Here is a 7,680-nt window from a genome sequence, read left to right on the forward strand (position 1 = left end):
GCAAGAGCGCGCGGGCCGCCGGGGAGGCCGCGCCGGCCCCCGCCAACGGGAACGGGCGTCGGGACGGCGCCCGCCGCGACGCCCGCCAGGTGGTCGCCGCCGCCGAGCGCGCCTCGGCGGGCGTCGCCTACGCGGTCGACGTCGAGGAGCAGGAGACGCTGGCCAGCAGCCGCCGCGGGGGCGCCGGGCGCCGGACGCGCGACGGCGACCTGATCCGCCTGCGCGAGGGGCTCCGCCGGCTGCGCGACGGCGACTTCTCCTTCCGGCTCGGCCGGTCGTCGGACCCCGAGGTCGGCGAGCTGTTCGACCTGTTCGACGACGTCGCGACGCTCAGCTCGGGGCTGTCCGAGGAGGTCACCCGCGTCAGCCGCACCGTCGGGCGCGAGGGGCAGATGGGCGAGCGGGTGTCGCTGGTGGGGGCGACCGGCGGGTGGGGGACCACCGTGGACGCGCTCAACTCGCTGATCAGCGACGTGCTGCAGCCGACCACCGAGGTCGCGCGCGTGCTGACCGCGGTCGCCGAGGGCGACCTGTCGCAGAAGATGGTGCTCGAGATGAGCGGCCGGAGCGTGCAGGGGGAGTTCCTGCGCATCGGCACCACCGTGAACAAGATGGTGGACCAGCTGCGGTCGTTCGCGTCCGAGGTGACGCGCGTGGCGCGCGAGGTGGGGACGGAGGGGCGCCTGGGCGGCCAGGCCAACGTCCCCGGCGTCGCCGGCACGTGGAAGGACCTCACCGACAGCGTGAACGCCATGGCGTCGTCGCTGACGACGCAGGTGCGCAACATCGCCGAGGTGACCAAGGCCGTCGCCGGCGGCGACCTGTCGAAGAAGATCACCGTCGACGTGAAGGGCGAGGTGCTCGAGCTGAAGGAGACCATCAACACGATGGTGGACCAGCTCCGCACCTTCGCCGACGAGGTGACGCGCGTCGCCCGCGAGGTGGGCACCGAGGGGCGGCTGGGCGGGCAGGCGCAGGTGCCCGGCGTGGCCGGCACGTGGCGCGACCTGACCGACAACGTGAACGCGATGGCGAGCAACCTGACCAACCAGGTGCGCAACATCGCCCTCGTGACCACCGCGGTCGCCAACGGCGACCTGAGTCAGAAGATCACGGTGGAGGTGCGCGGCGAGGTGCTCGAGCTGAAGAACACCATCAACCGGATGGTGGACCAGCTCAACGGCTTCTCGAGCGAGGTGACGCGCGTCGCCCGCGAGGTGGGCACGGAGGGGGTGCTGGGCGGGCAGGCCAGCGTCCCGGGCGTCGCCGGCACGTGGAAGGACCTGACGGACTCCGTGAACTTCATGGCGACGTCGCTCACCACGCAGGTGCGCAACATCGCCGAGGTGACCACCGCGGTGGCGCGCGGCGACCTGTCGCGCAAGATCACGGTCGACGTGCGCGGCGAGGTGCTGGAGCTGAAGAACACCGTGAACACCATGGTGGACCAGCTCAACGCCTTCGCCAGCGAGGTGACGCGCGTGGCGCGCGAGGTGGGTACGGAAGGCCGGCTCGGCGGCCAGGCGAGCGTGCCCGGCGTCGCCGGCACCTGGAAGGACCTCACCGACAACGTGAACCAGCTGGCCGGCAACCTGACGGTGCAGCTGCGCGACGTGTCGGGCGTCGCCTCCGCGATCCAGCAGGGCGACCTGTCGCGCAAGATCACGGTCGAGGCGCGCGGCGAGGTCCTCCAGATCAAGGAGGTCATCAACACGATGGTCGACCAGCTCAACTCGTTCGCCGCCGAGGTGACGCGCGTGGCGCGCGAGGTGGGGAGCGAGGGGCGGCTGGGCGGTCAGGCGAACGTGCAGGGGGTCGCCGGCACGTGGAAGGACCTGACCGACACGGTGAACTTCATGGCCGGCTCGCTGACGGCCCAGGTGCGCAACATCGCCGAGGTGACGACGGCGGTGGCCCGCGGTGATCTCTCGAAGAAGATCACGGTGGACGTGAAGGGGGAGGTGCTCGAGCTGAAGAACACCATCAACGTGATGGTCGACCAGCTCAGCGCGTTCTCCGCCGAGGTGACCCGCGTGGCCAAGGAGGTGGGCACCGAGGGCGTGCTGGGCGGACAGGCGCGCGTCGAGGGGGTGAGCGGCACCTGGAAGGACCTGACGGACAACGTCAACGCGATGGCGAGCAACCTGACGAATCAGGTGCGCAACATCGCCTACGTCACGACGGCCGTCGCGAACGGCGACCTGACGCAGAAGATCACGGTCGAGGCCCGCGGCGAGATGCAGGAGCTGAAGACCACCATCAACCAGATGGTGGACCGGCTGCGCACCTTCGCCGACGAGGTCACGCGCGTCGCCAAGGAGGTGGGCACCGAGGGGCGCCTGGGCGGCCAGGCGCAGGTGCAGGGGGTGGCCGGGACGTGGAAGGAGCTGACCGACAACGTGAACCAGCTGGCGGGGAACCTCACCGTGCAGCTGCGCGACGTGTCGGGCGTCGCCACCGCCATCGCCCGCGGCGACCTGTCGCGCAAGATCACCGCCGACGTGCGCGGCGAGATCCTGCAGATCAAGGACGTGATCAACACGATGGTGGACCAGCTCAACGCGTTCGCGGGCGAGGTGACCCGCGTGGCGCGCGAGGTGGGCACCGAGGGGAAGCTGGGCGGCCAGGCCAAGGTGATCGGCGCCGCCGGCGTGTGGCGCGACCTGACCGACAACGTGAACACGATGGCCCAGAACCTCACGGGCCAGGTCCGCAACATCAAGGACGTCACGATCGCCGTCGCGAACGGCGACCTGACGCAGAAGATCACCGTCGAGGCGCGCGGCGAGGTGCTCGAGCTGAAGGACACCATCAACGACATGGTGGACCGGCTCCGCGTCTTCGCCGACGAGGTGACGCGCGTCGCGAAGGAGGTGGGCACGGAGGGGAAGCTGGGCGGCCAGGCCGTGGTGCCCGACGTCGCCGGCACCTGGAAGGCGCTCACGGACAACGTGAACGCGATGGCCAGCTCGCTCACCGTGCAGGTGCGCGCCATCGCGGAGGTGGCGACGGCGGTGACGCGCGGCGACCTGTCGCGCATGGTCACGGTGCCGGCCGTCGGCGAGGTTGATGAGCTCAAGAAGAACATCAACCAGATGATCGCCAACCTGAAGGAGACGACCGAGCGCAACGAGGAGCAGGACTGGCTCAAGACCAACCTCGCGCGCTTCAGCCGCCTCATGCAGGGGCAGAAGGACCTCGACGCGGTCGCGCGCCTCGTGATGAACGAGCTGACGCCGCTGGTGCAGGCGCGCACGGGCGCGTTCTACATCGTCGAGCAGGAGAACGGGAGCGGCGCCGCGCTGCGCCTCATCGCCAGCTACGCCTTCAAGCAGCGCAAGCACCTCGGCAACGTCTGGCAGCTCGGCGAGGGGCTGGTCGGGCAGAGCGCGCTGGAGAAGAAGCCGATCCTGCTCACCGCCGTCCCCGACGACTACATCACGATCACGTCGGGGCTCGGCGAGGCGCCGCCGCGCAACATCATCGTCCTCCCGATCCTGTTCGAGGGCGACGTCAAGGCGGTCGTCGAGCTGGGGAGCTTCCTCCCGTTCAGCACGATCCACCAGACGTTCCTGGACCAGCTCCAGGAGTCGATCGGCGTCGTGCTGAACATGATCCAGGCGAACATGCGCACGGAGGAGCTGCTCCAGCAGTCGCAGCAGCTCACCCACGAGCTGCAGAGCCAGTCGGAGGAGCTGCGGCGCCAGCAGGACGAGCTCAAGAAGTCGAACTCGGAGCTGGAGGCGCAGGCGAAGTCGCTGCGCGCGTCCGAGGAGCTGCTGCGCGACCAGCAGGAGGAGCTGCAGCAGGTCAACGAGGAGCTGGAGGAGAAGGCGGCGCTCCTGGCCGAGCAGAACAAGAAGGTCGAGCAGAAGAACAACGAGGTCGAGGCGGCCCGCCAGGCGCTGGAGGAGAAGGCGAGCCAGCTCGCGCTCTCGTCGAAGTACAAGAGCGAGTTCCTGGCGAACATGAGCCACGAGCTGCGCACGCCGCTCAACTCGCTGCTGATCCTGGCCCGCCTGCTGGCCGAGAACAAGGAGGGGAACCTCACCGCCAAGCAGACGGAGTTCGCCCGCACGATCCTCGGCTCGGGCTCCGACCTGCTCAACCTCATCAACGACGTGCTCGACCTGTCGAAGGTCGAGGCGGGGAAGATGGAGGTGGTCGTCGGCGAGGTGCGGATGGAGTCGGTGCGCGACTTCGCCGAGCGCACCTTCCGCCCGGTGGCCGAGTCGAAGGGGCTCGACTTCAAGATCGAGATGCTCCCCGGCACGCCCGAGGGGCTGGTCACCGACGGGCAGCGGCTCAACCAGATCCTCAAGAACCTGCTGTCGAACGCGTTCAAGTTCACCGAGCAGGGGAGCGTCGCGCTCACGGTGCGGCGCGCCGAGACGGGGCGCCGGTTCGCCAACCGGATCCTCGACAAGGCGGAGACGGTGCTGGCGTTCGCGGTCGCGGACAGCGGCATCGGGATCGCGCGCGACAAGCAGCAGCTGATCTTCGAGGCGTTCCAGCAGGCCGACGGGACGACGAGCCGCAAGTACGGCGGGACGGGACTCGGCCTGTCGATCAGCCGCGAGATCGCGCGCCTGCTGGGCGGCGAGATCCGCGTCGAGAGCGTGCCGGGGCAGGGGAGCACCTTCACCCTGTTCCTCCCGGGGACGTGGGTGGACCCGGACGCCGACCGCGACGCGGCGCCGGCTGGCGGGCGGCGGCGAGGAGGAGGGCGCCTCGGCGCTCGCGCTCCCCGCGGCCTTCCCCGAGGACGGCGGGTTGGCGGTGGACGACGCGCCCGACGCCGGGGGCGAGGCGGGCGGCGACCCGTTCGACGCGCCGTTCGACGACCCGTTCGGCGGGGAGCCGGAGCGCCGCGCCCCGCTGGCGACCGACCTCCCCAACCCCGCCGAGGACGACCGCGAGGCGGTGCAGGAGGGGGACACCGTGGTGCTCGTGGTCGAGAACGACATGAGCTTCGCCAAGGTCCTGCTGGAGATGGCGCGCGAGAAGGGATTCAAGGGGCTGGTCGCGCTGGACGGGCGCACCGGCGTCGACCTGGCGCACCAGTACCAGCCGGACGCGATCACGCTCGACATCGACATGCCGGGGGTGGACGGCTTCGCGGTGCTGGAGCGGCTGAAGAAGCACCCCGACACGCGGCACATCCCGGTGCACATCATCTCGGGCGTCGAGCGGCGCCACGAGGGGCTGCGCGCCGGCGCGATCGCCTACCTCGAGAAGCCGGTCACCAAGGAGGCGCTCGACGACGCGTTCGGGCGGATCGCGCGCTTCCTCGACGCGCACCCGAAGCGGCTGCTGGTGGTGGAGGACGACGCCACGCAGCGCGAGGCGATCGTGGCGCTGGTCGGCCACGAGGACGTCGAGATCACCGCCGTCGCGACCGCCGAGGAGGCGCTAGGCGAGCTGGCGGGGACGGACTACGACTGCATGGTGCTCGACCTCGGCCTCGCCGACATGAGCGGGTTCGAGCTGCTGGAGAAGGTGAAGGGGGACGAGCGGCGCCACGACCTGCCGATCATCGTGTACACGGGCAAGTCGCTGTCGCCGGCCGAGGAGACGCGGCTGCGGAAGTACGCCGAGACGATCATCGTCAAGGACGTGAAGAGCCCGGAGCGGCTGCTCGACGAGACGGCGCTGTTCCTGCACCGGGTGGAGGCCAACCTGCCCGAGCAGAAGCGCCGGATGCTGGAGCGGCTGCACACGGCCGACGCGGTGTTCCACGGCAAGCGCGTGCTGGTGGTCGACGACGACGTCCGCAACATCTTCTCGCTCACCAGCATGCTGGAGGAGCACGGCGTCGAGGTCTCGTTCGCCGAGAACGGGAAGGACGCGCTGACGTGGCTCGACGGGCACCCCGACGAGGTGGACCTGGTGCTGATGGACGTGATGATGCCCGAGATGGACGGCTACGAGACGACGCGGGCGATCCGCGCGCGTCCCGAGCTGCGGGCGCTCCCGATCATCGCGCTGACGGCCAAGGCGATGAAGGGCGACCGCGAGAAGTGCATCGCGGCCGGGGCGAGCGACTACATCACGAAGCCGGTGGACCCGGAGCAGCTGCTGTCGCTGCTGCGGGTGTGGCTCTACCGATGAGGCGAGTTCGGGTACGGCGAACTCGGGGACCGCGAGCTCGGGTACGACGAGTGCGAGTAGCGCGACGTCTCGCAGCTTCCGAGTTCGTCCCATCCGTGTTCGCCCTACCCGAGATCGCCGTACCCGGCCGTTCATGACCCTCCCCTCCGCCCCGACCGCCTACGACCCCGCCCTCGAGCGGCTCGAGATCGAGCTGCTGCTCGAGGCCGTCTACCGGCACTACGGGTTCGACTTCCGCGGCTACGCCTACGCGTCGCTGCGGCGGCGGGTGTGGAAACGGATCCAGGCGGAGGGGATCGGGACGGTCAGCGAGCTGCAGGCGGCGGTGCTGCACGACCCGGGGGTGCTCGACCGGCTGCTCGACGACCTGTCGGTCAACGTGACGGCCATGTTCCGGGACCCGGGGTTCTTCCTGGCGTTCCGGGAGAAGGTGATCCCGCTGCTGCGCACGTACCCCTTCTTCCGGATCTGGCACGCCGGGTGCTCGACCGGGGAGGAGGTGTTCTCGATGGCGATCCTCCTGGAGGAGGAGGGGCTCTACGACCGGGCCCGCGTCTACGCCACCGACATGAACGAGCGGGTGCTGCGCCAGGCCCGGGCCGGGATCTTCCCGCTCGAGCGGATGCAGGAGTACACCGACAACTACATCCGCGCCGGGGGGCGGCGGTCCTTCTCCGAGTACTACACGGCCGGCTACGACGGCGCGCTCTTCCATCCGGCCCTGCTGCGCAACGTCGTCTTCGCCCAGCACAACCTCGTCACCGACCGGTCGTTCAGCGAGTTCAACGCGATCCTCTGCCGCAACGTGCTCATCTACTTCGACAAGGCGCTCCAGACGCGGGTGCACCGCCTCTTCTACGACAGCCTGGCCACCTTCGGGGTGCTGGCGCTGGGCGGGAAGGAGACGCTGCGCTTCTCGGCGTTCGAGGAGTGCTTCGAGGTCGTGGCGCCGGCGGAGAAGGTCTACCGGAAGGTGCGGTGACGTGCCCGCGGTCCCGCTCCTCGTCGTCGTCGGGGCGTCGTGGGGCGGGCTCCACGCCGTCAGCACGATCCTGGCCGGGCTGCCGCGCGACTTCTCGGCGCCGGTCGCGGTCGTCCAGCACCGGGCGAAGGAGAGCGAGGGGCTGCTGGTCGGGCTGCTGCAGGCCGTGACGACGCTGCGCGTGTGCGACGTCGAGGACAAGGAGCCGATCCGGGAGGGGCACGTGTACGTGGCCCCGCCCGATTATCATCTGCTGGTGGAGGACGACCACTTTTCCCTCTCCGTGGACGCCGCCGTCCGCTACAGCCGCCCGTCGATCGACGTGGCGCTCGCCAGCGCCGCCGACAGCCTCGGGCCGGCGGCGGTCGGCGTGCTGCTGACCGGCGCCAACGACGACGGCGCGCGCGGGCTGCGCCACGTCGTCACGCGCGGCGGGCGCGCGCTGGTGCAGGACCCGGCCACCGCGGAGGTGCGCACGATGCCCGAGGCCGGGATCCGGGCGCTCGCCGGCGCGCCGCGCGACCGGTGGGAGGTCGCGCCGCTCGACCAGGTCGCGGCGCGCGACGCGGTGCTGGCGGCGCGCACCG

2 protein-coding genes and 1 pseudogene are annotated in these 7,680 nt (G+C 70.5%); all 3 read left to right on the plus strand.

Features of this window, described 5'->3' with window-relative positions:
* Positions 1-239 precede the first annotated feature (239 nt).
* Positions 240-6,111: pseudogene (locus tag PYV61_RS17145) on the plus strand (HAMP domain-containing protein).
* A gap of 133 nt (positions 6,112-6,244) precedes the next feature.
* Positions 6,245-7,093, plus strand: a complete 849-nt coding sequence (locus PYV61_RS17150) for a protein-glutamate O-methyltransferase CheR (protein WP_275833831.1) — start codon at positions 6,245-6,247, stop codon at positions 7,091-7,093.
* A 1-nt stretch (position 7,094) separates the two neighbouring features.
* A partial coding sequence (locus PYV61_RS17155; protein WP_275833833.1) for a chemotaxis protein CheB occupies positions 7,095-7,680 on the plus strand: 586 nt, incomplete at its 3' end.

The organism is Roseisolibacter sp. H3M3-2 (assembly GCF_029211165.1).
GTDB lineage: Bacteria > Gemmatimonadota > Gemmatimonadetes > Gemmatimonadales > Gemmatimonadaceae > Roseisolibacter.

Coding starts and splice junctions, on each gene's coding strand:
- PYV61_RS17150 (WP_275833831.1), top strand. CDS start 6,245: ATGACCCTCCCCTCCGCCCCGACCGCCTACGACCCCGCCCTCGAGCGG.